Source organism: Mycobacterium sp. SMC-15 (assembly GCF_045310925.1).
Lineage (GTDB): Bacteria > Actinomycetota > Actinomycetes > Mycobacteriales > Mycobacteriaceae > Mycobacterium.
In genome coordinates this window covers 142,456-169,010 of record NZ_JBJIAJ010000004.1, presented here as the reverse complement: position 1 = coordinate 169,010, position 26,555 = coordinate 142,456, and the positions used below count along the sequence as shown (strand labels likewise).

Here is a 26,555-nt window from a genome sequence, read left to right as displayed (position 1 = left end):
AGTCTAGGGCGGTGTCACCTACCGTGAGGTATGACCGAGCGGAACCGTGAACGGCTGTGGGCGCATATCGATGGCATCTATCGGCAGATTTGCGAGCACCCGTTCGTCACCGGGTTGACCAAGGGCTCTTTGGGGCGCAACCAGTTTCGCTACTACCTCGTGCAGGACGCGCACTACCTGCGCGGCTATGCGCGGGCACTGGCGGTCTGCGCGGCCAAGGCGCCGATCGAGTCGGAGCTGACGATGTTCGCCGAGCACGCCGGCGCGGCGATCACCGCCGAAGCCGAATTGCATGCCGGGCTGCTGGCGGATCTGGGGCTCGATGTCGAAGCTGCCGCGGCCGTGCCGATCGCCCCGACGACCCAGGCCTACGTCAGCTATCTGCTGGCGGTCACCGCATCCGGCTCCTACGCCGAAGCCGTGGCCGCCGTGCTGCCCTGCTATTGGATCTACGCCAGGGTGGGGGAGCACCTGCAGCGCCACGGCTCACCCGAGCCACTGTTCCAGCGCTGGATCGACACCTATGCGGGCCACGAATACCAGGCGGTGGTCGAGGCGGTGCTTACGGTCGCCGACCGAATCGGTGCGCATCTGCCGGCAGCGGAGTGGGAGCTGATGCGCCGGCATTTCCACACCGCCGCGCGCTATGAGTGGATGTTCTTCGACGCCGCCTACCGGATGGAGGACTGGCCGGTGTGAGCAAGTCCGGCCGAGGGGGTCACCTAGACTTTGGTCCCATGACCGCTGCTGTCGCTGAACTGCTCGATTACGACGACGTCATCGCCCGCTTCGACCCGGTTATGGGCCTGGAAGTGCACGTCGAGCTGTCCACGGCCACCAAGATGTTCTGCGGATGCTCGACTGAGTTCGGCGCCGAACCCAACTCCCAGGTGTGCCCTGTGTGTCTTGGCCTGCCTGGTTCACTGCCGGTGCTCAATGCGACCGCGGTCGAATCGGCGATCCGGATCGGGCTGGCGCTGGGCTGCGACATCGCCTCCTGGTGCCGGTTCGCGCGCAAGAACTACTTCTATCCCGACCAGCCGAAGAACTACCAGATTTCCCAGTACGACGAGCCGATCGCATTCAACGGCCACCTGGACGTGCCGTTGGAGGACGGGTCGGTGTGGCGGGTGGATATCGAACGTGCCCACATGGAAGAGGACACCGGCAAGCTCACCCACGTGGGCAGCGACACCGGCCGTATCGAGGGCGCCAGCGAATCGCTGGTCGACTACAACCGAGCCGGTGTGCCGCTGATCGAGATCGTCACCAAACCGATTACCGGTGCCGGTGACCGGGCACCGCAGATCGCCCGGGCGTATGTGACCGCGCTACGGGATCTGCTGCGGGCGTTGGACGTTTCCGACGTGCGGATGGACCAGGGGTCGATGCGTTGCGATGCCAACGTGTCGCTGAAGCCCGCCGGTGCAGCCGAATTCGGCACCCGAACCGAGACCAAGAACGTCAACTCGCTCAAGAGTGTCGAGGTGGCGGTGAGCTACGAGATGCGACGCCAGGGCGCGGTGTTGGCCGGTGGCGGCACCGTGGTCCAGGAGACTCGGCACTTCCACGAGGCCGGCTACACCAGTCCGGGCCGGGCCAAGGAGACCGCGGAGGACTACCGCTACTTCCCTGAGCCCGATCTGGAGCCGGTGGCTCCGTCGGCGGAGCTGGTCGCAGAACTGCGGGAGACCATCCCCGAGCTGCCGTGGCTGGCCCGCAAGAAGATCCAGGATCAGTGGGGCGTCTCCGACGAGGTGATGCGTGACCTGGTCAATGCGGGCGCCGTTGAATTGGTCGCCGCCACCGTGACGGCCGGAGCGTCCAGCGAGGCGGCCCGGGCCTGGTGGGGAAACTTCCTGGTGCAGAAGGCCAACGAGGCAGGCGTCGAACTCGATGCCCTGGCGATCACGCCGAAGCAGGTCGCGGCAGTGGTGGCTTTGGTGGAATCGGGCGAGCTGTCCAACAAGCTGGCCCGGCAGGTGGTCGAAGGGGTGCTCGCCGGCGAGGGCGAGCCCGCCCAGGTGATGGCCGACCGGGGCCTGGTCGTGGTGCGTGACGACTCAGTGATCCAGGCGGCGATCGACGAAGCCTTGGCCGCCAATCCCGATGTAGCCGAGAAGATTCGGGGCGGGAAGGTGCAGGCCGCGGGTGCCATCGTGGGAGCGGTGATGAAGGCGACCAAGGGGCAGGCCGACGCCGCCCGGGTGCGTGAGCTGGTGCTGGCCGCCTGCGGCGGTTAGTCCTGGGCTGCCTCAGCCGACGGTGGCGCCGCCAGTCTGCGGCAGCTGGCGGAAACCCTGGTGGTCGCGGTGGTCGAAGATGAACTGCAGCCACCGGAAGTCGATCAACATTGTGTGGTCATCCTTTTCGCTCGTCGGGCTAGCGTGCGGCGGCGGTGACGTTCTGCGGTGAGTCACTGCTATCAACCCGTTGAAACCCAAGGTAAGCCCGATATTTAAGGCGTCCGGGCGGAGTCAGTAATACTTCTGTGAGAACCGATTGTGCTGACCCGCCGCCCTGGCAAGCACTTCGCCATCAAGGGCCGGGCCGTCGGTGAACTGGCGCTGGACCAGCTGACTCGGCCCTCCTTGCGGGTAGTTGATCACCGGATGAAACGGAAAGGCGTTCTGGCCAGCCTGTACCGCGAGCTGTCCTACAACGATCTGCACCGCAAACTGCGAGTTGCTGCTGGCCCACCCGCTGCACTGACCGGGCAACGCAAAAGTGGCCCCCTTCGCGGTGAAGGGGGCCACTTCTGTGTTGACCGGATTTACACGCTGATGCCGAAGATGTCGGTCACCAGCGAGGCGATGGTGTCGGCCTCGTCGCCCAGGGGGCTGCCCACGCCGTCCCAGCCGAGCGTCATGGCGATGATCTCCTGCAGGCTTTGGAATGCGCCTAGCAGTCCGACGCCTTGACCCTCAATCTCCAGCGGGAAGCCCATGAGACCGGTGGTCAGTCCGAGGCCGTTGATGATCGAGCCGCCGATACCGGGCGAGCTGCCGTCGGAGATCTCGTTGATGAAGCCCTCGACGTCGGTGCCTGTGACACCGGGCGACAGCAGCCCGCCGAAGGTGTAGCTGAGCGCGGTGACGTCCAGGTCCGCGGGCAACAAGCCGGCCTCGGTCAGGCTGGGTAGCAGCGCATCCAGGTTGAGGGTGGCCCCGTTGAGGAGCCCGCCGACCATGTTGGCAGGGATGTTGGCCACGTCCTGCAGTGCCGCGGTCCAGTCCGGGTCGTCGCCGGACAGCGCGGTGCTGATCTCGCTGACGCTGTTGCCCAGCGCCACCAGCGGCGCGATCGACGGGCCGATCGCGCCGATCAACACCCCGCTGAGCGGTGACGCCAGGAAAGAGAGGATCGGTGTGAGCTGGTCGGTGGTGAGCGGGAAATCGTCGGGCATGTACTGGGGCATCACCAGCGTGACCAGTGCCTGCAGAGCGTCGTTGCTCAGCAGCAGCGGTGACATCGTCAGGTCGGTCGCCATGTTGGGCTGCACGATCGCCTCGAAGACCGCCTGCGGGTCGATCGAGGTGCCATTCATGAGGTCAGCGATCAGCTGCTGGAAGGCGACGCCCGGCACCGCGGACATGCTGTCCCACAGGGTGGTGGCGTTGTCCTTGGCGGTGGCGAAGACGTCCTGCCATGCGCCGAACGGGTCGAAGTCCGCGGTCAGCGCCACAGCGGCCGAGTGCGACGCGGTCAGGCCGGGCAGCGGAACGGTGACCGGGGTGGCGGCGACGGCGCCGGCGCCGATGAGCGCGATGCCTGCTGCGACCCACGGAGCGGGGGCAATGTGTTGCATTGGTCTCCTAGTTACGTACGCGTGACGACTGCCACGGCAACGAAAGGCTACTTGAAAGTAGCTTAGGTGCAAATGAACTGATTGCTAACAAAAGCCAAGGTCAGCCCAAGTTCGCCCGATGTGACCTGGGAATATACGGATTCCACAAAATTGATTGACAGAGAATTCTCAGAAACTTGGCGCCTGGGGGGCGGACGCGCGGCTACTGGGAGTGGACCAAAGTTGCGTCCGGGAGTCTGCGGTCGCGCGTGAAAGGAGCCTCGGGCAACGCGAGCTGAGACGCGGGGCCGCCGGTCGGGGGCGCGGTGCGGTGCCCGGCTAGTCCTTGTCGTCGTTGGCGCGCGGGAATCCGCCGCCGGACGGGAAGAGTGGGAACACCACGTCGTCGAGTTTCTCGGCATCCCCGGCGGTCTTGTTGACCGTCGCGCCCCAGACGTTGCCGTCCGGCGACATCTTGACGGCCCAGACGTGGCCGTGGGTGTCTTGGCGCATGACCTCGGGTTCGCTGGTGACTGATCCGGTACCGGCAGCCAGTCGCACGGCCACCGTCTGCTTGGTGTTGACCAGGTTGACCAGCACGATGCCATCCATGGCGGCGCAACCGGCGACGCCGGGCTTGTCCGGCCACGTCCAGACGGTCGAAACCCGGGAATCTTTGGTGATGCGCTGCAATCGGTCGCCGCTCGGCGTTCGGTCGGTGACGTAGAGCGAGCCGTCGACGTGGTCGATGCACAGTCCACCGCCGGCGCCCATGCCGCTCAGCGCCGTGGTGGGCGCTGCCTGGCCGATGGTCGTGGGTTGCTCGATGCGCAATACTTTCCCGGCTGTCGAGCCGGGATCGGCGGCCGCGGCCGGATTGCCCGCGTCTCCGGTGAGCACCACCAGGGTGGTCGGGCTGGTGAAGATCAGCGCGCCGGTATTGCCGGTCGCGCCCTTGGGGATTCCGGTCAGGATGTCCTTCGGGACGTCGCCGTCGGCGATCCGGATCACCCGGTTGTCGGTCGGCGTGCTGATGTAGGCGTACATCAACCGGTCCTGCGTGTAGGTCGGTGACAGCACGATGTCCATCAGGCCGCCGTCCCCGGCCGGGTCGACGCCGATGACGGTTTTCACCTTGGGTTCGGCGGACAGTGAGACCTCTTTGACCGCACCGGTGGTCCGCTCCGCGACCAGCGCCGATTTGCTGTCGCCGTGCATGATCAGGCCACTGGTGCTCTCGAGGCAGCCCTGCATCACCCCGGGTGCGGGGCACTGCTTCGGGAACGGGTTGGCGGGCAGCGGTGGCGGCGGCGGGGGAGTCGTGGGGGGCGCCATCCCGCGCCGCGGCACGGTGGTGAACGGTTGAGACTGAGCGTCATCGAAGTGCGCGCAGCCGGTCAGAACCAGCAAAGCTGCGCACAGCACGACAGGCACCCGGTGAACCACCCCGCGCATCCGCATGCCCGTCAGGTTACGGACACCGGGTCGGGTTTCGCCACGACGCCCACCGCAGTGCCGCACCGGACCGGATTCGATTCGCTAACGAAGGCGTTCAAATCCCCAATCCCGCCGGGGTTGCCCTTACGCTGGCAGGGTGACCAGTCATGGTGAGGGCTCACACTGGCGTCGGCCGGGTGAGACTGCCGACGCAGGCAAAGGACGTCCCAAGTCGGCACGTCTGGTAGATCCGGAGGACGACATGCCATCACCGACCTACACCGGTGATTTCGAGACCGCAGCCATTCCGGCTTACGACCCCACCGGCGCTCGTGCCGCAGTGGGGACCGGCTACCACCCGTTGCCCTACGCCGAGCCTCAGGTCAACCCCGGCCGGGTCGGAGTCGCTGTCGGCGGAGACGCCGACGCCGACGAGCCGTTCCGGGCGCTGGACCGGCGCGGCACCCAGGATCTCGGTCTGCTGGTGCTGCGGCTGGGCCTCGGGGTGTTGTTGGTGGCCCACGGGCTGCGCCAGCTGTTCGGGTGGTGGGGCGGTCAGGGGCTGTCCGACTTCAAGAGTTCCATTGCTGCGGCCGGCTACCAGCACGCCGACATCCTGACCTACGCGGCTGGCGGCGGCCAGATCGCCGCGGGCCTGCTGCTGGTGCTCGGCCTGTTCACGCCGGTGGCCGCCGCCGGCGCGTTGGCGTATTTCATCAACGGCGTGCTCACCGGTGTCTCGTCGCACAACCAGGGCCGGTTCGATCTCTTCCTGCCCGACGGCCACGAGTACCACGTCATTCTGATCGTGGTGGCAGTGGCGATCGTGCTGGTCGGCCCGGGCCGGTATGGCCTCGATGGCGACCGCGGCTGGGCCCGGCGGCCCTTTATCGGATCCATCGTGGCGCTGGTGCTCGGGATTGCCGGTGGCATTGCGATGTGGGTGTTCCTCAACGGGGCCAACCCGCTGGGTTAGAGATTCAGCGATAGGGGTTGGGCACCCGCCCGCCGCTGGCCTCGGTCAACAGCGGCAGGGTGGCGAAACTGACCGCGGGCAACCGCACACTCTCCCCGTCGCGCAGATGCGCCCGCGCCCACGATCCCCGGGTGAATCCCAGGCCGGCGATGGCATCCCAGTCCACTGCGCGACTGCCGAGCAGGGTCCGCACGCTGATCTGCTGGGCGTCGGCCACGGTTCGCCACCGGGCGATCATTACCGACAGCAATGCCGGCAGTGCCAACAGTGGCGCGGTCAATGGCCACGTCAGCACGGGGATCAGCAGGCCAAGGGCCAGGAAGCCGACCGCGAAGTGTGCCATCGGCGAGATGCGGATCACCAAAGGTGCGGTATCGGGTGATGGAGTGGCCACCCCCGCATGATGTCACCGCCGGCGGCGATGGAGCCGGTGGGTAGCGGGGAGCGCCCGCGCTAAGAATAAATATTGACTACTTATTTTATGTGCTGCATGATGAACGCGTGTCGCCGACAAAACCCCGCCGAACCCAGGCGGAGCGCACTGCCGAGACGCGGCACGCGCTGCTCGACGCGACGCTTGACGCGCTGGTGGAGGTCGGCTTCAAGGGCACCACCACCACCGAGGTGGCCCGCCGTGCCGGCGTATCGGTGGGGGCGCTGCAGGGGCATTTCCCGACAAAGGTCGGCCTGTTGACCGCCGCCATCGAGTTCTCGCTGAACCGCCGCATCGAAGAGTTCGAGGTGTTGATGGCGGGGCTGGATCCCGCCGCCGACAAGCTGGACGAGGCTTTCGACCTGCTCTGGTCGATGTATTCCGGCCCGACGTTCACCGCGTCGCACGAGCTGTGGGTGGCGGCTCGCACCGACCCGGAGCTGGCGCCGGCGGTCATCGAGACAGATCGACAGTTCGCGGAAGCCTGCGAGCGGGTCTACGGCGAACTGCTCGGTCCGGCCGGTCCCGCCGATGTAGCCGCCCCGCAGTGGCGCATTGGCCTACAGATGGCTTTCGTGCTGATGAACGGCCTGGCGATGTCGCGGTCGATCGACGGCTACGAACCGGTGGCCACCAACGACATCCTCGAGACTTTCAAGGCGCTGGCTCGGCCGTTGGTGGCCGACCCGGCAGATCAACAACCAGAGGGGACGCAATGAGCGCCGATGAGTACCGCCGCCAGCCGACACACCCGGCGGTACAGCCGCGTCGCATCCGGTTCAACTACCCGGTGGCGGCCCTGGATCGCCACTTCGTTCAGGGCGACCTGGTGATGAGCCACATGATCGCGCACCTGTCGGCGGTGTTCCCGGAGGGTGAGGACTTCTTCATTCGTTCGGTGCGTCGCTACGCCGACCAGATCACCGACCCCGACCTCAAAGATCAGGTGAAGGGATTCATCGGCCAGGAGGTGACCCACGGGCGCGAGCACCGTGCACTCAACGAGCGCCTGCACGAGATGGGTTACCCGACCCGCAGGATCGACCGGCTGGTGGCGCGCCGCCAGGCGATCATCGAACGACGGTTCTCCCCGCTGACCTGCCTGGCCATCACCGCCGCACTCGAACATTTCACCGCCGTCTTCGCCGAGACCCTGCTCGGTGACGAGCGGGCCCAGGCCCTGCTCGGCACGACCGAAGTGCGGTCCATGCTGCTGTGGCACGCCATCGAGGAGTCCGAGCACCGCTCGGTGGCATTCGACGTCTATCGCGCGGTCGGGGGTGATGAGACCCGGCGCATCCGGACGATGCGGATCATCCGCTTCAGTTTCCCCCTCGCCGTCGTGACGAACACCATCTTCTCGCTCTTCGGCGACCGGGCCGCCTATCACCCGGTGCGACTCGTCCGCAGTTTTGCCGCCCTGCGGCATTCGCCGTTCCTGACCCGCGCGGTCTTCCGCCGGTTGGGGGAGTACATGCAGCCGGGCTTCCATCCCGACGACCAGGACAACGCCGCGCTGCTTGAGTACTGGGAGGCGGAACTGTTCGGCGAGCATGGATCGCTGGTCGACCACCTGAACTGAGCGCTCGCTCATTTGACGCTGGGTCGGTCCAGCGGCTACCGTCGTGTGCTATGGACAACGGCATGCTCGTAGTAGCCCACTGCGCGTTGGTTGTTGCCTGAACTTCCAACACCGACGCGCAACCCTCGTGCAGCAGCTGAGCTGGCGGGGGTTTTTTGTTGCCACCAGTTCTATAGCACCAGAGGAATTGAAGAGGAAACCGTGAGCGCACCTACCACGCGACCGCCGGAGCGGTCGGCACCGTCTCAAGCCGCCAACGGGGCTTCGGCCTCGGACGCAGCTTCAGACAAGGCCAAATCACCCGCCAAGCGGGTCCCGCCGGAGCAGATGACCGGTGCCCAATCGGTGATCCGTTCGCTGGAAGAGCTCGACGTTGACGTGATCTTCGGCATTCCTGGCGGCGCGGTTCTGCCGGTCTACGACCCGCTGTTCGACTCGAAGAAGCTGCGCCACGTGCTGGTCCGCCACGAGCAGGGCGCCGGGCACGCGGCCAGCGGCTACGCGCACGCCACCGGACGGGTCGGGGTGTGCATGGCCACCTCGGGGCCGGGTGCCACCAACCTCGTGACCCCACTGGCCGATGCGCAGATGGACTCCATCCCGGTGGTCGCGATCACCGGTCAGGTCGGCCGTCAGCTGATCGGCACGGACGCCTTCCAAGAGGCCGACATCTCCGGCATCACCATGCCGATCACCAAGCACAACTTCCTGGTTCGCAACGGCGACGACATCCCGCGTGCGCTGGCCGAGGCATTCCACATCGCGGCAAGCGGACGGCCCGGAGCAGTTCTCGTCGATATCCCCAAGGATGTTCTGCAGGGCCAGTGCACCTTCGCGTGGCCGCCGCGGCTGGATCTGCCCGGCTACAAGCCCACCACCAAGCCGCACAGCCGGCAGGTCCGCGAGGCCGCCAAGCTGATCGCGGCCGCGAGCCGGCCGGTGCTCTATGTCGGTGGCGGAGTGATCCGCGGTGACGCCTGCGAGGAACTGGCGGAGCTGGCGGAGCTGACCGGCATCCCGGTGGTCACCACCTTGATGGCCCGCGGCGCGTTCCCGGACAGCCACCGTCAGCACCTGGGCATGCCCGGTATGCACGGCACGGTCGCGGCGGTGGCCGGGCTGCAGCGCTCGGATCTGCTGATCACCCTGGGCGCCCGATTCGACGACCGGGTCACCGGCCAACTGGATTCGTTCGCCCCGGATGCCAAGGTGATTCACGCCGACATCGACCCCGCTGAGATCGGCAAGAACCGGCACGCCGACGTCCCGATCGTCGGTGACGTCAAGGCCGTCATCGCCGAGCTGCTCGAGGTCCTTCGCCACGAGAAGCTGTCGCTGGACCAGACCGAGTGGTGGACCTACCTCGACGGCCTGCGTTCCACCTACCCGCTGAGCTACGGGCCGCAGAGCGACGGCAGCCTGTCGCCGGAGTTCGTCATCGAGACGCTGGGCCGCATCGCCGGACCCGATGCGCTCTATGTTGCCGGTGTCGGCCAGCACCAGATGTGGGCGGCGCAGTTCGTGAAGTACGAGAAGCCGCGCACCTGGCTGAACTCCGGGGGCCTGGGCACCATGGGCTTCTCGATCCCGGCGGCCATGGGCGCCAAGATGGGCCGCCCGGACGCCGAGGTGTGGGCGATCGACGGCGACGGCTGCTTCCAGATGACCAACCAGGAGTTGGCCACCTGCGCGATCGAGGGCATCCCGATCAAGGTTGCCTTGATCAACAACGGCAACCTGGGCATGGTGCGCCAATGGCAGACCCTGTTCTACGGGGAGCGCTACAGCCAGACCGACCTGGCCACCCACTCCCACCGCATCCCCGATTTCGTGATGCTGGCCGAAGCGCTGGGCTGTGTCGGATTGCGTTGCGAGCGTGAGGAAGACGTCGAAGACGTGATCAATCAGGCGCGGGCGGTCACCGACCGGCCCGTGGTGATCGACTTCATCGTCGGCGCGGACGCGCAGGTGTGGCCGATGGTGGCCGCCGGCACCAGCAACGACGAGATCCAGGCTGCACGCGGCATCCGGCCGCTGTTCGACGACGAGAACAACGAGGGGCACGCGTGATGGCGACAGGTTGGAAGACCCACACGCTCTCGGTGCTGGTCGAAGACAAGCCCGGTGTGCTCGCGCGGGTGGCGGCACTGTTCTCCCGGCGCGGATTCAACATCGAGTCGCTGGCCGTCGGCGCCACCGAGACCAAGAACATGTCGCGGATGACGATCGTCGTCTCGGTGGAGGACACCCCGCTCGAGCAGATCACCAAGCAGCTCAACAAGCTGATCAACGTCATCAAGATCGTCGAGCAGGAGGAGGACAACTCCGTCTCCCGCGAGATCGCGCTGATCAAAGTCCGTGCCGATGCCAGTACGCGTGGACAGATCGTCGAAGCGGTGAACCTGTTCCGCGCCAGGGTGATCGATGTCTCTCCGGAGTCGTTGATCATCGAGGCCACCGGCACGCCGGCCAAGTTCGAAGCGCTACTGCGGGTGCTGGAGCCCTATGGCATCCGCGAGATCGTCCAATCGGGTCTCGTATCGTTGTCTCGCGGTCCGCGCGGCATCGGCACGACCAAATAGTCCCCCAGAAAAAGCCAGTAGAGATAGTAAGGAAACAACACAGTGGCAGTTGAGATGTTCTACGACGACGACGCCGACCTGTCGATCATCCAGGGCCGCAAGGTCGGCGTGATCGGCTACGGCAGCCAGGGACACGCGCATTCGCTGAGCCTGCGCGACTCCGGTGTGCAGGTGAAGGTGGGCCTCAAGGAAGGGTCGAAGTCGCGCGCCAAGGTCGCCGAGCAGGGCCTCGAGGTCGACACGCCCGCCGAGGTCGCCAAGTGGGCGGACGTGATCATGGTGCTCGCCCCCGACACCGCCCAGGCTGAGATCTTCACCAACGACATCGAGCCGAACCTGGTGGCGGGCAACGCACTGTTCTTCGGTCACGGCCTGAACATCCACTTCGGCCTGATCAAGCCGGCCGCCGACATCACCGTCGGGATGGTCGCGCCCAAGGGCCCGGGGCACCTGGTGCGCCGGCAGTTCGTCGACGGTAAGGGCGTGCCCTCGCTGATCGCGGTCGCGCAGGACCCCAACGGCGACGGCGAGGCGCTGGCGCTGTCCTACGCCAAGGGCATCGGCGGCACCCGGGCCGGCGTCATCAAGACCACCTTCAAGGAGGAGACCGAGACCGACCTGTTCGGTGAGCAGGCCGTGTTGTGCGGTGGCACCGAAGAACTGGTGAAGACCGGCTTCGAGGTCATGGTCGAGGCGGGCTACGCCCCGGAGATGGCCTACTTCGAGGTGCTGCACGAACTCAAGCTGATCGTCGACCTGATGTACGAGGGCGGCATCGCGCGGATGAACTACTCGGTGAGCGACACCGCGGAGTTCGGCGGCTACCTGTCTGGGCCGCGGGTGATCGACGCCGGTACCAAGCAGCGGATGCGTGAAATCCTCTCCGACATCCAGGACGGCACCTTCGTCAAGCGCCTGGTGGCGAACGTCGAGGGCGGCAACAAGGAGCTCGAAGGTCTGCGCAAGGAGAACGCCGAGCACCCCATCGAGGTCACCGGCAAGAAGCTGCGCGACCTGATGAGCTGGGTGGACCGGCCCATCACCGAAACCGCCTAAGCGGCGGTGCTGATTTCGCCCCTATAGCCGTTGGCGCACAACGGCTATCGAGGCGAAGAAGATCCCCAAAGACGAGTGGCCCCTTCCCCGGAAGGGGCCACTCGCCATTTGTCGTACTTACAGGCTGCCGAGCAAACCGTCGAGCCAGCCGGACAGGTCCAGTCCCGAGAACAGGTTCGACAGGTCCAAGTCGTCGAACAGGGCCGACAGGTCGAAGTTGTCGAACAGGCTCGACAGGTCGAAGTTACCGAACAGGCTCGACAGGTCGAAGTTGGTCAGCAGGTCAGTGAGCCCGCTGAAGATCCCCGACAGGTCGAAGTTGGCGAAGAAGTCGCCGAGGCCGCCGAAGATGGCCGACAAGTCGAAGTTGTCGAAGAAGCCGCTGAGGATGCCGGAGAGGTCGAAGTTAGCCAGGAAGTCGGTCAGTCCGCTGAAGATCCCCGACAGGTCGAAGTTGGTGAACAGATCGTCGAAGATGCCGGACAGGTCGAGATTGGTGAACAGATCGCCGAAGATCGCGGAGAAGTCGATGTTGTTCAGCCAGTCGCCGAGGCCGCTGAAGATGCCGGAGAAGTCGATGTTGCCCAGGGCGCCATCGAACACACCGCTGCCGTCAGCGGTGAGTTCGATGGCCGGGATGTGCGGGTTCGCCGGGGCGACGATCACAGGAGTTGCGGCGATGGCGCTGGCGCCGATGAGCGCAGCGCCCGCCAAGGCGAATGGACGAAGGATGGTTGGCACGGTTTCTCCTCAAGTGAAGTGTGGCTTGTGTCACTACCGGGAGTTTTTGTAACGCCCAACACAAGTTAGCTGAGGCTACACCGAAGCTGGCAGTATGTCTCTAATTAACTGGGAAAAATCTGTGCAGACTGTAGGTGCCCGCAAAGCCAACGTTTTCGCTGGCGTCGAACGTGGACGCGGTCCGGTCAGGCTGCCAGGCTCGGCAGCCGGTTGATCCCGAACTCGCGGCGCAGCAGGGTGCGGGCGGCGTAGTAGCCGGCCATGCCGTGCACCCCGGCGCCGGGGGGAGTGGCCGCCGAACATAGATACACCCCGGGAATCGCTGTAGCCCAAGGGTTTACCCGTGGGGTCGGGCCGGCGAGAGCCCGCCATGCGCTGTTGCCTCCGGCGGCGATATCGCCGCCGACGTAGTTGGCATTGTGGTGTGCCAGCTGGGCGGCTGGAACGGATCGGACCGCGACCACGATGTCGCGGAAGCCGGGGGCGAATCGCTCGATTCCCGCGGTGACAGCCTCGGCCTGGTCGACCGTTGAGCCGGCCGGAACGTGCGCGTAAGCCCACATCGGTCGCCGTCCGGCGGCGTCGATACGGGACGGGTCGACCAGATGCGGTAAGGCCGCCAGGATCATCGGTCGCTGAGCGTGCCGCCCGGAAGCGACCGCGGCTTCGGCCAGTGCCATCTGGTTGCGGTCACCACCGAGATGCAACGTGGGTGCCTGCGCCAACCGTGGATCGCTCCATGGCACCTCGCCGGAGAGTACGAAGTCCACCTTGGCCGCCGCGGAACCGAACCGGTAGCGGCGCAGCGCGTTCGCATACCGCGACGGCAACGCGTCACCGTAGATCGACAGCAGCGCGGTCGGTGCGGTGTCGTACAGGACCACGCCGCCGGGTGGCCGGCTCACCGGGGTATCGGCGGCGACCTGACCGCCGTGCGTGGTCAGGTCGGCGATGAGGGCATCGGTGATGGCCTGGCTGCCCCCGACCGGGATCGGCCAACCGACCGTATGACCGAGCGTCGCCAGCATCATGCCGGCGCCGGCAGAGGTCACCGACGGCAGTCGTGAAATCGTGTGCGCGGCCACCCCGGTGTAGAGGGCGCGGGCGTCATCACCGGACAGCGTCGCGTTCCAGGCCGGTCCGGCTTGTCCGGCCATCCGCAACCCCAGTCGGGCGACTGTGGCGATCCCGGACGGAACCGACCGCTTGTCGCCGAGGAGAAACCCCACCACGGCTCGACTGTCGGCCACCAGCGGCCCCAGTAGCCGTCGCCAGGACGAGCCGCGCTCCAACTCCGCGCAGGTGCGGTCCAGGTCGCGGTAGGCGATCGCCGCGGGTCGGTCATCGAGTGGATTGCCGTAGGAAATCTCGGGCGCCGTCAGCTGCACACCCCGGGCGGCCAGATCGAACTCGGTGAAAAAGGGCGATGCCAAGCCGAGCGGATGCACCGCCGAGCAGATGTCATGGGCAACGTCACCGAATTCCGGATCGGCGGCAGTGCGCGCTCCGCCGCCGAACGTGGGCTGGGCCTCGAGAACCTGAACCGTCAGGCCGGCGCGGGCGCAGATGACGGCGGCGGCCAGGCCATTGGGTCCACTACCGACGACGGTGACATCCATCCGTCGATAGTAGGGAGCGGCCCGCGCTATGCGGCCAGATCGGGGTGTACCCCCAATACCGGCTGCCGGACGCCGCCGTTGTCGAATTCGGGGCACCACGGCCGATGGCCGCGCTCATCTGGCCACACCAGCTGCAATGCCCGCACACCACTGCCGTAGAACGCGATTGCCACGTTCATGTGCGCGTCGGGATGCTCCACCGCAACCACGGCGAGCAGCGGACCGTCGGGTACTTCGATCCATTCGCCGGGCAGCGGCCGTCCGCCCGTCATCAAGTAGGCGGCCACACTGTTGAGCAAACGGGCGGTCCGATCCGGCGGCAGGCCCGTCACCAGCAGCTCAGGCAGGCCGTGTTCATGCAGGCCGACCGTGTAGGCGTACGGTGCGCGATCACTCTCTACGTATTGCACCGCCCAACCGTGTTTATCCACCGTGGCGCGAATGGAGTCCAGCCACTGCTCGACGGTGCTGTCCGGGTGATCGCATTTCCAGCACATAGGTGCCCCTTCCTGCGGGTCGATTTGACCCCAGGGTCCGCCGGGGGTCCGACAAGAAGTGGGCCCCGCGTCGCGAGATTGAACTCAGGCGGGTGAAATCGGCGCAGCGCCCGCCTCAGTGCAATCTCGGGGCTGGGGATGGGCCGGGCCGGGCTTGCGACCGGCACTGTGCTGATGGTGGCCGGCCCACTGCGCCCGGCTCCGCCGGGCTTGCGACCGGCGCTGTGCTGATGGTGGCCGGCCCACTGCGCCCGACTCCGCCGGGCTTGCGACCGGCCACTAGGCTGTCCGAGTGACTCTGCCCGTGGTTTTGATCGCTGACAAACTCGCCCAATCCACCGTCGCCGCCCTCGGCGACCAGGTCGAGGTTCGCTGGGTGGACGGCCCGGACCGGGAGAAGCTGCTGGCCGCGGTTCCGGAAGCGGACGCGCTGCTGGTGCGCTCGGCCACCACCGTCGATGCCGAGGTCCTCGCGGCCGGCACCAAGCTCAAGATCGTGGCGCGCGCCGGGGTCGGCCTGGACAACGTCGACGTCGAGGCCGCCACCGCCCGTGGGGTGCTGGTGGTCAACGCCCCGACCTCGAACATTCACAGCGCCGCCGAACACGCGATCGCGCTGATGCTCGCCGCCGCCCGCGAGATCCCGGCCGCCGACGCCTCGCTGCACGGCAAGCAGTGGAAGCGGTCGTCGTTCTCCGGCACCGAGATCTACGACCACACCGTCGGCGTGGTCGGCCTGGGGCGCATCGGACAGCTGGTCGCGGCGCGCCTGGCCGCGTTCGGCGCCCACATCGTCGCCTACGACCCGTATGTGTCGGCGGCCCGCGCCGCCCAGCTCGGTATCGAACTGCTGCCCCTCGACGAGCTGCTCGGCCGTGCCGACTTCATCTCGGTGCACCTGCCGAAGACCCCCGAAACGGCGGGTCTGATCGGCGCGGAAAACCTGGCCAAGACCAAGCCGGGGGTGATCATCGTCAACGCCGCCCGCGGCGGGTTGATCGACGAGGCCGCCCTGGCGGCGGCGATCACCAGCGGCCACGTCCGGGCCGCCGGTCTGGACGTGTTCGCCACCGAGCCGTGCACCGACTCGCCGTTGTTCGACCTGCCGCAGGTGGTGGTGACCCCCCACCTGGGCGCATCGACCGCCGAAGCCCAGGACCGGGCCGGCACCGACGTCGCCAAGAGCGTGAAGCTGGCGCTGGCCGGTGAGTTCGTTCCCGACGCGGTCAACGTCGGCGGTGGCGCGGTCAGTGAGGAAGTCGCACCCTGGCTGGACCTGGTGCGCAAGCTCGGGCTGCTGGCGGGCGCGCTCTCCGATGGGCTGCCGGTGTCGCTGTCGGTGCAGGTGCGCGGCGAACTGGCCTCCGAAGACGTTGGGGTGCTGCGGTTGTCGGCGTTGCGCGGGCTGTTCTCTGCGGTCATCGAAGACCCGGTGACGTTCGTCAACGCGCCGGCCCTGGCCGCCGAACGCGGCGTCGACGCCGAGATCGGCACCGCCACCGAAAGCCCCAACCACCGCAGCGTCGTCGAGCTCAAGGCGGTCACCGCCGACGGCTCGACCGTCACCGTTGCCGGCACGCTGTCCGGCACCCAGCAGGTGGAGAAGATCGTTGAGATCAACGGCCGGCACTTCGACCTGCGGGCCGAAGGCGTCAACCTGATCATCAACTACTCCGACCAGCCTGGCGCGCTGGGCAAGATCGGCACTCTGCTGGGGTCGGCGGGCATCAACATCCACGCCGCGCAGCTGTCCGAGGACGCCGAAGGCCCTGCGGCGACCGTCCTGCTGCGGGTCGATCGCCAGGTGCCCGCCGATGTGGAGTCGGCGATCAGTGCTGCGGTCGGCGCCAACAAGATTGAAGAGGTAGACCTGACATGAGCCTGAAGCTTGCCGTCATCCCCGGCGACGGGATCGGCCCGGAGGTTATCGCCGAGGCCGTCAAGGTGCTCGACGCCGTGCTCCCGGGCACAGAGAAGACCGAATACGACCTGGGCGCCAAGCGTTATCACGCCACCGGCGAGGTCCTGCCGGATTCGGTGTTGGAAGAGATCCGCGGCCACGACGTGATCCTGCTCGGCGCGATCGGTGACCCGTCGGTGCCCTCGGGTGTGCTGGAGCGCGGCCTGCTGCTGCACGCCCGCTTCGCCCTGGACCACCACGTCAATCTGCGTCCCAGCCGGTTGTACCCGGGGGTGACGAGCCCGCTGGCCGATCCGCCGGAGATCGACTTCCTGGTGGTGCGCGAAGGGACCGAGGGTCCCTACACCGGCAACGGCGGGGCGCTGCGGGTCGGCACCCCCCACGAGGTCGCCACCGAAGTCAGCGTCAACACCGCGTTCGGGGTGGCCCGAGTGGTCCGGTTCGCCTTCGAGAAGGCCCGCGCTCGCCGTAAGCACTTGACCCTGGTGCACAAGAACAACGTGCTGGCCTACGCGGGATCGTTGTGGACCCGGACGGTGGCCGAAGTCGCCAAGGATTACCCGGACGTCGAGACCGCCTACACCCACGTCGACGCCGCCACGATCTACATGGTCACCGACCCGGGCCGGTTCGACGTGATCGTCAGCGACAACCTGTTCGGCGACATCATCACCGACCTGGCGGGTGCTGTCTGCGGCGGGATCGGCCTGGCGGCCAGCGGCAACATCGACGCCACCGGTGCCAATCCGTCGATGTTCGAGCCGGTGCACGGCAGTGCGCCCGACATTGCCGGGCAGGGCATCGCCGACCCGACCGCGGCGGTGACGTCGGTGGCCATGCTGCTGGGCCACATCGGCGAGCCCGAGGCCGCCGCCCGGGTCGATGCGGCCGTCGAGCAGCACCTGGCTACCCGCGGTGGGCAGAAGCTGTCTACCGTGGCCACCGGAGAGCGGATTCTGAACCTGCTCTGACACGGCGATGGTGACGCGCCCCATGGCGTTGGGCCGCATCATCGTGGATGGGTGCTGGGCTAGCTGAAGCTGACGGGCAATCTCGCCGCCAGGGCAGCGGCGGTGATGCCGAAGGTTTCACGGGCCCGAATCGTTCCGGTAGTCGTGTCGATGTCGATGATGGCGTACTCGGTATAGACCCTGCTGACGCACCGCAGACCGGTCAGCGGATAGGTGCACGACGGAACCAGTTTGGCGGCACCGTCCTTGGTGAACAGGTCCATCATCACGAACACGTCCTTGGCGCCGATCGCCAAGTCCATGGCGCCACCGACGGCCGGGATTGCGCCCGGTTCCCCGGTGTGCCAGTTGGCCAGGTCGCCGCACTGACTGACCTGTAGTGCTCCCAGCACGCACACATCGAGGTGCCCGCCTCGCATCATCGCGAAGGAGTCGGCGTGGTGGAAGTAGCAGGCCCCGGGAGTCTCGGTGACCGGAATCTTGCCGGCGTTGGTGAGGTCGGGATCGACGTCCGCGCCGCGGGCTGCGGGGCCCATGCCGAGCATGCCGTTCTCGGTGTGCAGTATCACCGCGTCGTCGGGCGACAGGTGATCCGCGACCAGCGTGGGCTGTCCGATGCCGAGATTCACGTACGAACCCGCAGGGATGTCACGGGCGATCACTGCGGCACGTTCGTCGCGGGTCAGCGGGCCGCGATCAATGTGCTCGATCGTGTTCGCAGAGGCCGACGTCACGAGCTCGTCTCCAGGATCCGGTCGACGTAGATTCCCGGCGTGACGATCGCTTCGGCGTCCAGCTGCCCGGTGTCGACGACACGGGACACCTCGGCGATCGTCAGGGTGGCGGCGGCGGCCATCACCGGGCCGAAGTTGCGGGCGGTCTTGCGATACACCAGGTTTCCCATGCGGTCTCCGATATGGGCGCGGATCAGCGCGACATCCCCGTGAATCGGATACTCCAGCGCGTAGTCCCGGCCGTTGATGGTCCGAATCTCTTTGCCCTCGGTGAGCAGCGTGCCTACGCCAGTGGGGCAGTAGAACGCCCCGATGCCTGCACCGGCGGCGCGTATGCGTTCGGCGAGGTTGCCCTGTGGTACCAGCTCCAGCTCGATCTTGCCGGCGCGATACAGGCCGTCGAACACGTAGGAATCGGACTGACGGGGAAACGAACAGATCAGCTTGCGGACCCGCCCGGCGGCCAACAGTGCTGCCAGCCCGGTATCAGCAGTGCCCGCGTTGTTGCTGACGATGGTCAGATCGCGAGCTCCCTGGGCGATCAGGGCGTCGATCAACACGGTGGGCAGGCCGGCCAAACCGAATCCGCCTACCAAAACCGTTGCGCCGTCGGCGACTCCGGATACCGCCTCGGCAGCGCTGTCACAGAACGCAGCACGGCTCACCGGTAACCCTCCGAGCTGTCGTGGTCGCCCAGCACCTGCGTGGCAATGCGGAACGCGGTATTGGCATCGGGTACACCGCAATAGATGGCGGTCTGCAACAGCACCTCTTTGATCTCGTCGTTGGACAGGCCGTTACGGCGCGCCGCGCGCAGATGCATGGCAAGTTCCTCGTGGTGGCCTCGAGCCACCAGGGCGGTCAGGGTGACGATCGAGCGGCTGCGTCGGTCGAGGCCGTCTCGGGTCCAGATGTTGCCCCACGCGTAACGAGTGATCAGGTCTTGAAAGTCGGCGGTGAACTCGGTGGTGCGTGCGATCGTGCGGTCGACGTGTTCGTCGCCCAGGACCTGTCGGCGCACCGACATACCCGCGGTGTAGACCGGATCCCGCACCATCAGATGGGCGAGGATGAGGTTGACGGTCGCCTTGGGGGCCTCGACGGGCGCAAGGTGGCCGACATCGTCGAGCACCACCAGGCGGCCGTGTTGGACACCGGAGGCGATACGCCCCAACGACTCTGGGGGAGTGGCGTCATCACGGGAACCAGCAATGGCCAACACCGGTGCGGCGATCTGACCGAGTCGTGCGGTGACATCGAAGTCGGCCAGTGCCACACATGCCTGGGCATACGATTCGTCGTCGGTTCCGCGCAACGCATCCACCAGCGCCGCGACCAGACCCGGCGCCCGATCGATGAAACCGGGTGCGAACCAGCGTTGCAGACAGGCCTCGACGACCGCGCCGGTACCCGATGTGCGCACGGTGGCGGCACGCGTCGCCCAATCCTCGGCCCGACCGATGGCGACGCCAGTGCATAGCAGCGTGGCGCTCGACAACCGCTCGGGGGCATCGAGCAGCAGCTGCAGACCGACCGCACCACCGATCGAATTGCCGGCGTAATGGAACGCCGAGCGCGGCGCGATCTCGTCCGCCAAGGCCAGCACGCCTGCCGCCAGGTCCGGTATCCGGAAGGCAGGAGCTGCTGGACTACGACCGTGGCCGGGAAGGTCCCACGCGATGACGCGCAGGCGCTCGGCGAGTTGTTCAGCGGCTAAGCCCCACAGGGCGGTTGCCGATGTCCCGAGCGATGGCCCGAGCAGGAGCAGGTCCGCGTTCGGTGGTCCGCCGAAGTCAGTGCCGACCAGCCGCGGCACGCTCATGTTGCCTCCATCCAGTGGTGTGCGCGCTGCAACACGGCATCGATGAGATGGCTTGTCGCCCCGGTGTAGTCGCGACGAGCGGTATTTCCGGTCAGTTCGGTCATCGCCCGCTGTTCGCCGAGCAGGTCACCGGCGGACGCAAGATTGGCCGCGGCGCGATCGGTGTCGATGACCAGGCCGGCGAGTAGGTCTGTGGTCTGCGACGCGGCGGCTACGGCATTGCGGGACAAGGTCCGCAGGGCGGCCCATTCGGCGTGCCAGCCGCCGTCGGAGCGCTCATCGACACCGGCGGCCGACGCGGCGTGCAAGCCGGCGGCCAGCGACGGTGCCGCCAATCCGGTACGGCGGATCAGTAGGGACAACACCGGATTGTTCTTGTGCGGCATCGTCGACGAACCGCCGCCGCTGCCCTCGGCCAATTCGCCGACCTCGGATCTATTGCTTGCGGCAACGTCATTGGCGATGTGGGCCCAGGCGTCGCAACATGTCACCAACGCGTCACCCACGCGAGTAATGACTGATCGAGTCGTGTGCCACGGTGGGCCCTCGGCAAGACCAAGGGCTGCGGCCAGGCGCCCGGACAGGGCGAGGGCATCGGTGGGTGAGCCGGTCAGCTCGGTGGCAGCGGCCATGGTTCCCGCGGCGCCGCCGGCCTGCACTGAAAGCTCCGGCAGTGCCGCGACACAGTCGGCGCCATCCAGAAGTCCGGTCAGCCAATGGGCGAACTTCATGCCGAGCGTTGTCGGCAAAGCGGGCTGGGTCAACGTGCGGGCCAGCATGGGGCTGTCACGGTAGGTTTCGGCCAGCGCGGCCACGGTGCGTACCTGCCTGCTGAGTTCGCTGCGAACGCGGTCCAGCGTGTCGCGCAGGCACAGCATCAGTGCGGTGTCGACGACATCCTGGCTGGTCAGGCCGCGGTGCAGCCAGCGGGCCGATTCGTGGCCGGTGCGATCCCGGAGCAATGCGAGCAGGCCGGGCACCGGGTTTCCGGTCGCCTCGGCGGCTACGGCCACCGGTTCCACGTCGGCTGCGGTGATCGCCGCAGATAGGTCGGACCGCGCCGTCGCCGGTGCGATACCCGAGTCGACAAGCACACCGAGCCAGGCGCTTTCGACCCGCGCCAGCGCAGCCAGGTACGCCGCGTCGCTGAAGATCTGTCCTGCCCGGTGGTCGCCGGGCCACAACAAGTCGGTCATGGTTGCCCCCGGTAGCGCAGGAAAACCGTCTCGTCGGCGCCCTGCAGTCTGATGTCGAAGCGAAAGCCCTGCTCGTCGGCTACCGCGATGAGCGTATGGCGACGGTCAGCAGGAACGGAACTCAACAGTCGGTCTGCGTCGAGTTGATCTCCCGGCAGATAGGCACGGGTGAACAACCGGTTCAGCAGGCCCCGCGCAAACACGGCGACGGCAATAAATGGTGTCGACTGCTGGGATGCTCCGGGTTTCACCGTCGTGAAGCAGTAACGGCCGGCGGCGTCTGTTGCGGCGCGTCCCCACCCGGTGAAGGTGTCGCCGTCGCGACGAAGTGAACTCGAGGTTGGCACGACGCCGTCCGAATCGGCATGCCAGATCTCCAACAGCGCATCGGGAACCGGCGCCCCGGCGCCGTCGGTGACGGTGCCGTGCAGCTGGATGGCACCGACTGAGCCGGGGGGAACGAGTTCGCTACCACGCTCGAACGGCAACGCGTAGCCGAAGAACGGGCCGATGGTCTGCCCGGGAGTGGCCGTCCGATTAGTCATCGTGATCCTCGAAAGGCGTTGCGGCTGAACCGGTGAGCACGATGTCCCACCGGTAGCCGGTAGCCCATTCGTGGCTGGTGATGTCGTGGTCGTAGAGCGCGACGAGCCGATCACGGGCCTTCTGGTCGGTGATCGACTGGTAGATCGGGTCCAACGCGCACAGCGGGTCGCCGGGGAAATACATCTGGGTGATCATCCGCTGCGTGAAATCACTGCCGAACAAGGAGAAGTGGATATGCGCGGGGCGCCACGCGTTGTGGTGGTTGCGCCAGGGGTACGGGCCGGGCTTGATCGTGGTGAACCGGTAACACCCGTCGTCGTCGGTGAGGCAACGCCCTGCTCCGGTGAAGTTGGGGTCCAACGGTGCGGGGTGCTGATCGCCCTGGTGGATGTAGCGCCCGCTGGCGTTGGCCTGCCAGATCTCGACGAGTTGCTTGCGCACGGGCCTGCCGTCACCGTCGAGGATTCGCCCGGTCACCACGGTCCGCTCACCGATCGGCGAGCCGGTGTGCTGCGCGGTCAGATCGGCGTCGCCCGGGCCGAGGTCGCCGTCGCCGAAACAGGGCGCCTGTAGCTCGATGCCCTCTGGATCCGTGAGGTGGAGCCGACTCTTGGGATGGCGCAGCACGCTACTGCGGTACGGCGGATAGTCCAGCTTCGGCTGGCTCTCTTGCATGCCCGCGCGCGAGTACTCGACCTGGATCGCCGCGATCTCGGCGCTGATCTCCGCCTGACCCGTCATCACCGCTCCAGCCGGGCCAGTTCGTGGCGCCACGCGGCATCCGCGGTGAATGAGGGACCAAGGTCGGGCAGATCCGCCCAATCCGATTCGTCGATCGGCCTCAATGTGCCGCCCGCGGAGCGGACCCGCAGTGACATCGAAGCCAGTTGGTCCAGGCTGATCGCCTGCAGGACAGCCCGGGCAGCGGTGGCTGCGGCACTGGTGATGCCGTGGCCGCGGCAGATCACCACCGGCTTGCCCGCCATGGCGGCGACCATCTCCTTGCCGAGTTCTGCGGTGCGGATCAGCACGGCCCTCGGGTACACCGGGACGCCCCGACGCGCGAGCCATGCGCCAGGGATGTCGAAGGCCCCGTAGATGGGTTCTATCGTGATGCCCGCCAGGTCGGCGGCCACGACGGCCGCCGGATGCAGGTGGGCCACTGCCCGGTGTTCGGGATGGGCCAGCAGGGTTTCGACGTGAATCGGCAGCTCGTTAGGCACCCGATACCCGTCCAGTTCGCCTGGCATGCCCGGTGTTCCGTCAAAGCGGATCAGCCGAATGTCGTCGGGACCAGTGAATGCGACGCCGTCGTCAGAGTCGCTGCGGCACCGCATGAGTAGGTGTTCCTCGTCGACTCGGGCACTGATGTGTCCGAGAATGCCGTCCACCAGGCCCCGGGCGGCAGCGACTCGGCATGCCTGGGCGACCTCCAGCCGCAGCGGCGCCAGATAGTCGGCGGTCACGCTGTACCCCCGGTAGTCATTCCGAATCCACCGTCGGGATGTGTGCTCCCTGCGGTGATGCCGCGGGACCGGTCCGATGCCAGGAAGACATAGCTCCAAGCGTGGTCCTGTGGAGTGAGTGCGACATTGAGCGGGGTGCGTGCGGCGAGATCGCGGGCCCGGTTGGGGGTGTCGTCAAGGCGGATCTGGTCGAGCGACAGGTTCTGCAAACCGCGCAGGTCGGTGTTCAACGTGCCGCCCGGTGCAACGCCGTTGACCCGGATGTTCGGGGCGAGTTCGTAGGCGAGAGTGGTGACGAGGCCGCGCACGGCGAACTTCGACGCGACGTAAAGTACGCCGCCGCGACCGGGATAGAACGACGACGCAGACTCAGTGAGAACGATGGACGACCGCTCCTGGGCTTGAAGCGCAGGGATGGCGGCCTTCACCGACTGCAGATAACTCAGCACGTTCGTGGTGAACATCTCGTCGAAGGCCGGCGCCAGCTCTTCGGTCGAGATGTCGGTGATTCCCTTGTAGAAGTCGAAGATCCCGACACAGGTGACCAGCGTGTCCAGGCCGCCGAATGCCGCGACTGTTGCTGCGACAGCGCGTTCGTTTGCCTCGGCAGTGGTCGCATCGCCCTGTGTCACCGGCACTTCGGGCAGCTGACGTGCCAAGGCATCGCACTTCGACCGATCGCGTTCCAGCACCGCGACCTGGGCTCCCTCGTCGAGATATGCGTCAACGACTGCTCGGCCGATGCCCGAGCCGGCGCCGACGACCAGCGCACGCTTACCGTCCAGCCATCGGGTCATGGCAGGTCACTGTCGTCTGCGAGGAGCGGTTGATGCATCTTGCCGACCATCGCGGCCAATGTGTAGGTGTTCTGCCAGGTTAAGGCTTCAAGTTCCAGGGCATCGAGACTGATCCACTGTCCCGACTTCGGTGAAGCGATCAGCAGCCGCGAACCGTTGCGAGTATCGACCCGGCGCAGCGTGACTTCGGTGAACTCGTTGGCGATGGCTATGGCGTCACCCACCGCATTGGCCATCAGGTCGTCGAGTGCGCTCACAGGAAGACCGCCAGGTTCTGCATGCGAATGACCGACTCATCGACATAGATGGTGCGGCGCGCCAACTTCCATCCGTGATCAGTCAGGCGTAACAGATCTTCGCGGCCGCAGGAGACCAGCGCAGCCTCGTTGACGTCGCCGCGGCTGCGGAAGAGCAGTTCGGCCGACTCGACGATCAGGTGCTGGTCATCGTCGCAGGCAAAGGTGCGGACGTTGGTGATGTGATGGCGCAGCCGTGACGGCGGGTCTTCGGTCCAGGCGTGTTCGGTCGCAAAGCGCGCGACGCGTCTGTGCAGGGAGTACTTGTTCTCGTCGAAGTGAGCCATGCCGGGCGACGTGTCGAACCCAGCGCCGGAGGCGGTGGTCACTCGCACGGGCATGAAGTAGTGGATGTCCTCGGTGAGAGTGTCGAGCCATTCGGTGTACTGCTGCGCGTCGAGAAGATAGGCCTCATCGACCAAGAACTGATGTGCCTGCAGGTGTCGGGTGTCGTTGAACGGTAAGGGCTTACCGGTACGGACCTTCGTTGGTGCATGACCACCCAGGACTGCCAGCTCCCAGGGGCCGCCGGCATCGCTCGGTCGTGGAAACCCCGCCCGCGTGCTTTTCTCGGCGGATGTCATACCCGGGCCTCCTCGCAGGCGTCCTCGCATGCCGACGTGCCGTTGGTCTGCACCAGGGGCGTGATGCCTTCGCGCTGTGTGCCCATCGCCGCGGTGGTGGTCGCCACCGCAGGCATTTCGAGGTGATCGGCCCACATCCGAAGCATCGCCCGCTGATTGTTCTCGTTATAGCCGACTTGAGCGGTACCTGGTCCATGGAATTGCTCCGGCGGTAGGGCATTGACCACCGGAGTGTCGTCGGCGAGCAGGCCCATCCGGCCATTGAGCAACAGTTGGCGGGCCATGGATCCGGCGGCGGTATTGGTCAGCGACACCCAGTTCTCCACGTCGTCCTGTTCGAACATGCCCGTGGAGCCGAAGCACATCAGATAGGCCTTGTAGGAGTCCTTCTTGAACTGCTCGGGTGCGGCCGCGTCGACCGCGAACCAGGAGTACACCTCGGTTTCGTTCTCGCTGATCGGCTGCCAGGTGCGAATCGATATGAACGGCAACACGTCTTCACTGTCTTGAATCTTCGGCCAGTTGTGCACCAGGCTCATGTTGGGGAAGACCGATGCCGCCGAGATCATGAAACCGTCGTCGGCGACCATGCGCTGGTGGTCGGGTGACCACACGTCCTTGATTCGCCCCACCATGTCGTCGGGGTAGCCGACATAGCGCATCCGTTCCTCAAAGGTGCCCGGCGGCAGTTTGTAGGTGGTACCGCCGCCGCAGGTCGCCCAGTACGTTGCGCCGTCTTTGCGCTTCTGCGCCTTCGGTTCACGAAACAGCCCGATATCGACGACAGAGGCGTGGGTGTGGGGGGTGTGATACATGTCGCCGGCGAAGTTCTCGACGCCGATCTTCCAGTTCGCCTTGATGCGCCACCGTTGCGGGCCGCGCACCTCGAGGCCGCTGCGGCTCTGCTTGGTGTAGAAGTCCAGATAGAACCTGAAATCGCCGAGAAACTCTTCGAGCGGGGGAGCTTGCGGGTCAAGGCTGATGAAGATCAGCCCGTTGTAACTGGCGAGACCTGGTGCCGGCAATAGGGTCTGGCCCCGCTTGGAAAAGCCGGCCTCGCCGCCGTAGGCCTCTTGGTGGAAGGGCAGGCCGGTGATGCGCCCGTCATTGCGGTACGACCAGCCGTGGTAGGGGCATCGGAAATTGGAGGCGTTGCCCATCTCGGCGCGGCATACCTGCATCCCACGATGCAGGCACATGTTGAACATGGCCCGCACGTCGCCCTTGGAGTCGCGCGCAATGATGAAGGAGTCGTTGAGCAGGCGCCGCACCACGTAGTCGCCGCCCTGGGGTATCTCCGACTCGTGCGCCACGAACATCCAGGCGCGGCGGAAGAGTCGCTCTTTCTCCAGTTCGAAGATTTCGGCGTCGTTGTAGATGTGCGCTGGGATCATTCCCCGCCTGACCTCATCGAGGACATGCCGGTGATCACTCATCGATGCGTCTCCAGTCGTGAAGGCCCGCGTTGTCTGGTATGCAGAGAAAATCTCTGGGGCGTGGAGAAAACTTTGC

General features: G+C 66.4%; 28 protein-coding genes. 10 read left to right on the top strand and 18 right to left on the bottom strand.

Annotation, left to right across the window (positions count from 1 at the left end; all coding sequences use genetic code 11):
* The first annotated feature begins 30 nt into the window (after positions 1–30).
* Both tenA and gatB read left to right on the top strand, forming a co-directional pair.
* A complete protein-coding gene (tenA, locus tag ACJH71_RS07725; RefSeq protein ID WP_406757432.1) occupies positions 31–699 on the top strand; it encodes a thiaminase II in 669 nt (222 codons plus the stop codon).
* A 38-nt stretch (positions 700–737) separates the two neighbouring features.
* Positions 738–2,243: an Asp-tRNA(Asn)/Glu-tRNA(Gln) amidotransferase subunit GatB gene (gatB, locus tag ACJH71_RS07720; RefSeq protein ID WP_406757431.1), complete on the top strand. Its 1,506-nt coding sequence runs from the start codon at positions 738–740 to the stop codon at positions 2,241–2,243.
* 234 nt (positions 2,244–2,477) lie between these two features.
* Here gatB and ACJH71_RS07715 read toward each other — a convergent pair whose 3' ends face one another.
* From ACJH71_RS07715 to ACJH71_RS07705, 3 genes are all read right to left on the bottom strand, one after another.
* Positions 2,478–2,756, bottom strand: a complete 279-nt coding sequence (locus ACJH71_RS07715) for a hypothetical protein (protein ID WP_406757430.1) — start codon at positions 2,754–2,756, stop codon at positions 2,478–2,480.
* 17 nt (positions 2,757–2,773) lie between these two features.
* Positions 2,774–3,808, bottom strand: coding sequence for an outer membrane porin GjpA (gene gjpA, locus ACJH71_RS07710; protein ID WP_406757429.1), 1,035 nt, complete (start codon positions 3,806–3,808; stop codon positions 2,774–2,776).
* A 318-nt stretch (positions 3,809–4,126) separates the two neighbouring features.
* Positions 4,127–5,248 (bottom strand): sorbosone dehydrogenase family protein, encoded by a 1,122-nt coding sequence (locus ACJH71_RS07705; RefSeq protein ID WP_024443383.1) that lies wholly within the window; start codon positions 5,246–5,248, stop codon positions 4,127–4,129.
* Positions 5,249–5,381: 133 nt separating this feature from the next.
* Between ACJH71_RS07705 and ACJH71_RS07700 the strand changes: the two genes are divergently transcribed.
* On the top strand, positions 5,382–6,200 hold the full coding sequence (locus ACJH71_RS07700) for a DoxX family membrane protein (RefSeq protein WP_406757428.1): 819 nt from the start codon (positions 5,382–5,384) through the stop codon (positions 6,198–6,200).
* A gap of 4 nt (positions 6,201–6,204) precedes the next feature.
* Here ACJH71_RS07700 and ACJH71_RS07695 read toward each other — a convergent pair whose 3' ends face one another.
* The gene (locus tag ACJH71_RS07695; RefSeq protein WP_406757623.1) at positions 6,205–6,543 is read right to left on the bottom strand and encodes a PH domain-containing protein; all 339 of its coding nucleotides are present in this window, start codon (positions 6,541–6,543) and stop codon (positions 6,205–6,207) included.
* A gap of 158 nt (positions 6,544–6,701) precedes the next feature.
* Between ACJH71_RS07695 and ACJH71_RS07690 the strand changes: the two genes are divergently transcribed.
* The 5 genes from ACJH71_RS07690 to ilvC all read left to right on the top strand — a co-directional run bounded on the left by ACJH71_RS07690 (position 6,702) and on the right by ilvC (position 11,853).
* On the top strand, positions 6,702–7,352 hold the full coding sequence (locus ACJH71_RS07690) for a TetR/AcrR family transcriptional regulator (protein ID WP_406757427.1): 651 nt from the start codon (positions 6,702–6,704) through the stop codon (positions 7,350–7,352).
* Positions 7,349–8,215 (top strand): metal-dependent hydrolase, encoded by an 867-nt coding sequence (locus tag ACJH71_RS07685; RefSeq protein WP_406757426.1) that lies wholly within the window; start codon positions 7,349–7,351, stop codon positions 8,213–8,215. The genes ACJH71_RS07690 and ACJH71_RS07685 overlap by 4 nt, the downstream gene beginning before the upstream one ends.
* A gap of 201 nt (positions 8,216–8,416) precedes the next feature.
* Positions 8,417–10,285, top strand: coding sequence for an acetolactate synthase large subunit (locus ACJH71_RS07680; protein ID WP_406757425.1), 1,869 nt, complete (start codon positions 8,417–8,419; stop codon positions 10,283–10,285).
* Positions 10,285–10,797 carry an acetolactate synthase small subunit gene (gene ilvN / locus ACJH71_RS07675; RefSeq protein ID WP_406757424.1) on the top strand — a complete coding sequence of 171 codons (513 nt, stop codon included), beginning with the start codon at positions 10,285–10,287 and terminating at the stop codon, positions 10,795–10,797. Before ACJH71_RS07680 ends, ilvN begins: the two co-directional genes overlap by 1 nt.
* Positions 10,798–10,851: 54 nt before the next feature.
* Positions 10,852–11,853: a ketol-acid reductoisomerase gene (gene ilvC, locus ACJH71_RS07670; RefSeq protein ID WP_406757622.1), complete on the top strand. Its 1,002-nt coding sequence runs from the start codon at positions 10,852–10,854 to the stop codon at positions 11,851–11,853.
* A gap of 117 nt (positions 11,854–11,970) precedes the next feature.
* Here ilvC and ACJH71_RS07665 read toward each other — a convergent pair whose 3' ends face one another.
* The 3 genes from ACJH71_RS07665 to ACJH71_RS07655 form a co-directional block, all read right to left on the bottom strand.
* On the bottom strand, positions 11,971–12,594 hold the full coding sequence (locus ACJH71_RS07665) for a hypothetical protein (protein WP_406757423.1): 624 nt from the start codon (positions 12,592–12,594) through the stop codon (positions 11,971–11,973).
* A gap of 185 nt (positions 12,595–12,779) precedes the next feature.
* Positions 12,780–14,213 carry a phytoene desaturase family protein gene (locus tag ACJH71_RS07660; protein WP_406757422.1) on the bottom strand — a complete coding sequence of 478 codons (1,434 nt, stop codon included), beginning with the start codon at positions 14,211–14,213 and terminating at the stop codon, positions 12,780–12,782.
* 26 nt (positions 14,214–14,239) lie between these two features.
* On the bottom strand, positions 14,240–14,710 hold the full coding sequence (locus ACJH71_RS07655) for a DUF4262 domain-containing protein (protein WP_406757421.1): 471 nt from the start codon (positions 14,708–14,710) through the stop codon (positions 14,240–14,242).
* 292 nt (positions 14,711–15,002) lie between these two features.
* Between ACJH71_RS07655 and serA the strand changes: the two genes are divergently transcribed.
* The gene (serA, locus tag ACJH71_RS07650; RefSeq protein ID WP_406757420.1) at positions 15,003–16,589 is read left to right on the top strand and encodes a phosphoglycerate dehydrogenase; all 1,587 of its coding nucleotides are present in this window, start codon (positions 15,003–15,005) and stop codon (positions 16,587–16,589) included.
* Positions 16,590–16,591: 2 nt separating this feature from the next.
* Positions 16,592–17,602, top strand: a complete 1,011-nt coding sequence (locus ACJH71_RS07645) for a 3-isopropylmalate dehydrogenase (RefSeq protein WP_406757621.1) — start codon at positions 16,592–16,594, stop codon at positions 17,600–17,602.
* Positions 17,603–17,661: 59 nt separating this feature from the next.
* On the opposite strand, the gene ACJH71_RS07640 is transcribed toward ACJH71_RS07645, so the two are convergent.
* From ACJH71_RS07640 to ACJH71_RS07590, 11 genes are read right to left on the bottom strand one after another with little or no spacing between them, the layout of a single operon-like run.
* Positions 17,662–18,336, bottom strand: a complete 675-nt coding sequence (locus ACJH71_RS07640; RefSeq protein WP_406757419.1) for a 3-oxoacid CoA-transferase subunit B — start codon at positions 18,334–18,336, stop codon at positions 17,662–17,664.
* Positions 18,333–19,001, bottom strand: coding sequence for a 3-oxoacid CoA-transferase subunit A (locus ACJH71_RS07635; protein ID WP_406757418.1), 669 nt, complete (start codon positions 18,999–19,001; stop codon positions 18,333–18,335). Before ACJH71_RS07635 ends, ACJH71_RS07640 begins: the two co-directional genes overlap by 4 nt.
* Positions 18,998–20,158 (bottom strand): 4-carboxymuconolactone decarboxylase, encoded by a 1,161-nt coding sequence (gene pcaC / locus ACJH71_RS07630; protein WP_406757417.1) that lies wholly within the window; start codon positions 20,156–20,158, stop codon positions 18,998–19,000. Before pcaC ends, ACJH71_RS07635 begins: the two co-directional genes overlap by 4 nt.
* Complete coding sequence (locus tag ACJH71_RS07625) at positions 20,155–21,354, bottom strand: lyase family protein (RefSeq protein WP_406757416.1); 1,200 nt, start codon at positions 21,352–21,354, stop codon at positions 20,155–20,157. The genes pcaC and ACJH71_RS07625 overlap by 4 nt, the downstream gene beginning before the upstream one ends.
* Positions 21,351–21,899: a protocatechuate 3,4-dioxygenase subunit alpha gene (pcaG, locus tag ACJH71_RS07620; RefSeq protein WP_406757415.1), complete on the bottom strand. Its 549-nt coding sequence runs from the start codon at positions 21,897–21,899 to the stop codon at positions 21,351–21,353. The genes ACJH71_RS07625 and pcaG overlap by 4 nt, the downstream gene beginning before the upstream one ends.
* Entirely contained in the window at positions 21,892–22,641 is a 750-nt protein-coding gene (pcaH, locus tag ACJH71_RS07615) for a protocatechuate 3,4-dioxygenase subunit beta (protein ID WP_406757414.1), read from the bottom strand. Before pcaH ends, pcaG begins: the two co-directional genes overlap by 8 nt.
* Complete coding sequence (locus tag ACJH71_RS07610) at positions 22,641–23,366, bottom strand: class II aldolase/adducin family protein (protein WP_406757413.1); 726 nt, start codon at positions 23,364–23,366, stop codon at positions 22,641–22,643. The genes pcaH and ACJH71_RS07610 overlap by 1 nt, the downstream gene beginning before the upstream one ends.
* Positions 23,363–24,163 carry a 3-(cis-5,6-dihydroxycyclohexa-1,3-dien-1-yl)propanoate dehydrogenase gene (hcaB, locus tag ACJH71_RS07605; protein ID WP_406757412.1) on the bottom strand — a complete coding sequence of 267 codons (801 nt, stop codon included), beginning with the start codon at positions 24,161–24,163 and terminating at the stop codon, positions 23,363–23,365. Before hcaB ends, ACJH71_RS07610 begins: the two co-directional genes overlap by 4 nt.
* Entirely contained in the window at positions 24,160–24,399 is a 240-nt protein-coding gene (locus ACJH71_RS07600) for a dihydrodiol dehydrogenase (RefSeq protein WP_406757620.1), read from the bottom strand. Before ACJH71_RS07600 ends, hcaB begins: the two co-directional genes overlap by 4 nt.
* A gap of 17 nt (positions 24,400–24,416) precedes the next feature.
* Positions 24,417–25,043, bottom strand: a complete 627-nt coding sequence (locus ACJH71_RS07595; protein ID WP_406757411.1) for a 3-phenylpropionate/cinnamic acid dioxygenase subunit beta — start codon at positions 25,041–25,043, stop codon at positions 24,417–24,419.
* Positions 25,040–26,479 (bottom strand): aromatic ring-hydroxylating dioxygenase subunit alpha, encoded by a 1,440-nt coding sequence (locus ACJH71_RS07590; protein WP_406757410.1) that lies wholly within the window; start codon positions 26,477–26,479, stop codon positions 25,040–25,042. The genes ACJH71_RS07595 and ACJH71_RS07590 overlap by 4 nt, the downstream gene beginning before the upstream one ends.
* Positions 26,480–26,555 lie beyond the last annotated feature (76 nt).

What these genes read in the sequence shown, in the direction of transcription:
- tenA (WP_406757432.1), top strand. Translation starts at nt 31, where the DNA reads ATGACCGAGCGGAACCGTGAACGGCTGTGGGCGCATATCGATGGCATC.
- gatB (WP_406757431.1), top strand. Translation starts at nt 738, where the DNA reads ATGACCGCTGCTGTCGCTGAACTGCTCGATTACGACGACGTCATCGCC.
- gjpA (WP_406757429.1), bottom strand. Translation starts at nt 3,808, where the DNA reads ATGCAACACATTGCCCCCGCTCCGTGGGTCGCAGCAGGCATCGCGCTC.
- ACJH71_RS07705 (WP_024443383.1), bottom strand. Translation starts at nt 5,248, where the DNA reads ATGCGGATGCGCGGGGTGGTTCACCGGGTGCCTGTCGTGCTGTGCGCA.
- ACJH71_RS07695 (WP_406757623.1), bottom strand. Translation starts at nt 6,543, where the DNA reads ATGGCACACTTCGCGGTCGGCTTCCTGGCCCTTGGCCTGCTGATCCCC.
- ACJH71_RS07685 (WP_406757426.1), top strand. Translation starts at nt 7,349, where the DNA reads ATGAGCGCCGATGAGTACCGCCGCCAGCCGACACACCCGGCGGTACAG.
- ilvN (WP_406757424.1), top strand. Translation starts at nt 10,285, where the DNA reads ATGGCGACAGGTTGGAAGACCCACACGCTCTCGGTGCTGGTCGAAGAC.
- ilvC (WP_406757622.1), top strand. Translation starts at nt 10,852, where the DNA reads ATGTTCTACGACGACGACGCCGACCTGTCGATCATCCAGGGCCGCAAG.
- ACJH71_RS07660 (WP_406757422.1), bottom strand. Translation starts at nt 14,213, where the DNA reads ATGGATGTCACCGTCGTCGGTAGTGGACCCAATGGCCTGGCCGCCGCC.
- ACJH71_RS07655 (WP_406757421.1), bottom strand. Translation starts at nt 14,710, where the DNA reads ATGTGCTGGAAATGCGATCACCCGGACAGCACCGTCGAGCAGTGGCTG.
- pcaC (WP_406757417.1), bottom strand. Translation starts at nt 20,158, where the DNA reads ATGAGCGTGCCGCGGCTGGTCGGCACTGACTTCGGCGGACCACCGAAC.
- ACJH71_RS07625 (WP_406757416.1), bottom strand. Translation starts at nt 21,354, where the DNA reads ATGACCGACTTGTTGTGGCCCGGCGACCACCGGGCAGGACAGATCTTC.
- pcaG (WP_406757415.1), bottom strand. Translation starts at nt 21,899, where the DNA reads ATGACTAATCGGACGGCCACTCCCGGGCAGACCATCGGCCCGTTCTTC.
- pcaH (WP_406757414.1), bottom strand. Translation starts at nt 22,641, where the DNA reads ATGACGGGTCAGGCGGAGATCAGCGCCGAGATCGCGGCGATCCAGGTC.
- hcaB (WP_406757412.1), bottom strand. Translation starts at nt 24,163, where the DNA reads ATGACCCGATGGCTGGACGGTAAGCGTGCGCTGGTCGTCGGCGCCGGC.
- ACJH71_RS07600 (WP_406757620.1), bottom strand. Translation starts at nt 24,399, where the DNA reads ATGGCCAATGCGGTGGGTGACGCCATAGCCATCGCCAACGAGTTCACC.
- ACJH71_RS07595 (WP_406757411.1), bottom strand. Translation starts at nt 25,043, where the DNA reads ATGACATCCGCCGAGAAAAGCACGCGGGCGGGGTTTCCACGACCGAGC.
- ACJH71_RS07590 (WP_406757410.1), bottom strand. Translation starts at nt 26,479, where the DNA reads ATGAGTGATCACCGGCATGTCCTCGATGAGGTCAGGCGGGGAATGATC.